Source organism: Mesorhizobium sp. M5C.F.Ca.IN.020.29.1.1 (assembly GCF_003997375.1).
In the GTDB taxonomy this organism is placed as follows: domain Bacteria; phylum Pseudomonadota; class Alphaproteobacteria; order Rhizobiales; family Rhizobiaceae; genus Mesorhizobium; species Mesorhizobium wenxiniae.
In genome coordinates, this window is sequence record NZ_RZSW01000895.1 from 1 (window position 1) to 1,666 (window position 1,666).

Below are 1,666 nucleotides of genomic sequence, written 5' to 3' on the forward strand. Positions count from 1 at the left end.
GGCCGGCAGATCCGCCGCCAGGGTCCCGCGGAAAACGAACTCGTCGTAGAATTCGTCCGGCAGGCTGCCGCCGCTCCAATCGACTTCCCTAGCGCCTGATGTCACCGCTTGACCATGGAGCTGGTAGGATTTCTCGTATCTGCCTTTCTTGACCTGCAGCGTCCAGCCCGGCTTCGGCATCGGCTTCACCGAAATCACCCCTTCCGGGATCTGCACGCGCACGGCCGTCGTCGCCTTGCCCTCACAGCCATGCGGCACGCGCAGGACAGCCTTGTAGGTCGAACCGACCGCCGCCTCCTGCGTTTCGAGCGTAACGTGGGCGAAGGTCGCGCTTGTCCCCAAGACGAAAAACGCGCCGGCCAACAAAAGATACCTGTTCATGATGGTCCTCAAATTTCGACTTGTCCGGATCTGGCCGGGTCAGTTGGCGTGATTGTCCATACCGCCCGTTTCGCCCATGCCCTCGACGGCGAACTCGACGGCGACCGTGCCGGCTTTCTCGAAGGTCAGCGTTGCTGGAAACGTCTTGCCTTGCTTCGGTTGCCGTTTCAGCCTGACGAACATCAGATGATAGCCGCCGGGTGCCAGCGCGACCTTGCCACCGGCCGGGATTTCGAGGCCGCCGCTGACCGGCCGCATGGTCATGACGCCGTCCTTGACGCCCATCTCATGCAGTTCGGTCTTGGCCGAAATTTCAGAGGAGATCGACAGCAGCCGGTCCGGCGAACTGCCAGTGTTGGTGATACTGAAGTAGCCGCCGGCCACTTTGGCGCCGGGCGGCGTGGCGCGCGACCAGGGATGCACGATCTTGAGGTCGCCGACCTTGAACTCATGCGCGAAAACGGCCTGGGCGCTGACGAACAGCAGGGCGAGGAGGAACACGGTGACGCCGAGTCGCTCCTCGAAGCTGCGCAGGAAGCGGCTGTTGCGGCCGAGCCGCGCGCGAAAAGTGTGAGACATGATAGCTCCAGGAACTGAGAAATCGCGCCGTCGGCCGGTCGCGAACAGTTTCGATGTTGAACGAATCCGCCCGCGAAAAATTCCGCAAGGCGAACTGGAACGGATCAGGCCGTCACCGGCGGCGCGCGCGGATTCGACGGAGAGCGGCCGCGGCTGAAATCGAGGCGCCGGAACGCCGGCAGCACAAACGCGACGGTTTCGACGGAAAAGTTGCCGGCCAACATGCCGGCAGCGGGCGGCGGCGCGTAAGCCGCCGAGGCCATGCCACAGCCGAGCACACAGCAAGCTGGCACGTGCTGCTGGTGCGGATCGCCGCCTGGTAGCTGGGCCGCGCCCTGCTGGGTGCAGATGACATTGCCGAAGGCGTCGAGTTGCGAAGCATCGGGGAAGCCGGAGGCGAATGCGCCAAACACCGACTGGAGCACGAGCAAATAGGCCGCGGCAAACGCGGCCGGCATGCTCCATCGTCTCCGCCGGATGTTCAAAAGCCTGCCTCTTCACGCAGCAACGGCAAATACCTAGCACGCGCTCGGCGGGCGGAAAATCGCCAAATTACTACTGCGGCAACGCAGCGCTTTAAGCCCGCTACGGTTGCTGGCCCTCGGGGATCGAGGTCAACAGGGTATTGCGCGCCGACTTCAGATGCTTGCGGCAGGCGGCGTCGACCTTGCCGAGATCGCGCGATTTGAGCGCCGCGATATAGGCC

The 1,666-nt window shown here is 63.7% G+C and carries 3 protein-coding genes and 1 pseudogene; all 4 read right to left on the reverse strand.

Translation table 11 applies throughout. The features are described from left to right. Positions 1 to 381, reverse strand: a 381-nt coding sequence (locus EOA85_RS34730) for a DUF1775 domain-containing protein (RefSeq protein WP_127212686.1), incomplete at its 3' end; no start/stop codon positions are given. A 39-nt stretch (positions 382 to 420) separates the two neighbouring features. Then, complete coding sequence (locus tag EOA85_RS34735) at positions 421 to 960, reverse strand: copper chaperone PCu(A)C (RefSeq protein ID WP_127212687.1); 540 nt, start codon at positions 958 to 960, stop codon at positions 421 to 423. A gap of 104 nt (positions 961 to 1,064) precedes the next feature. Then, on the reverse strand, positions 1,065 to 1,418 hold the full coding sequence (locus EOA85_RS34740; RefSeq protein ID WP_127212688.1) for a DUF2946 family protein: 354 nt from the start codon (positions 1,416 to 1,418) through the stop codon (positions 1,065 to 1,067). A 127-nt stretch (positions 1,419 to 1,545) separates the two neighbouring features. Further along, positions 1,546 to 1,666, reverse strand: a pseudogene (locus tag EOA85_RS39645) (GntR family transcriptional regulator); the annotation flags it as partial.

Excerpts from the sequence above, each read along its gene's own strand:
- EOA85_RS34735 (WP_127212687.1), bottom strand. The coding sequence starts at position 960 with ATGTCTCACACTTTTCGCGCGCGGCTCGGCCGCAACAGCCGCTTCCTG.
- EOA85_RS34740 (WP_127212688.1), bottom strand. The coding sequence starts at position 1,418 with ATGCCGGCCGCGTTTGCCGCGGCCTATTTGCTCGTGCTCCAGTCGGTG.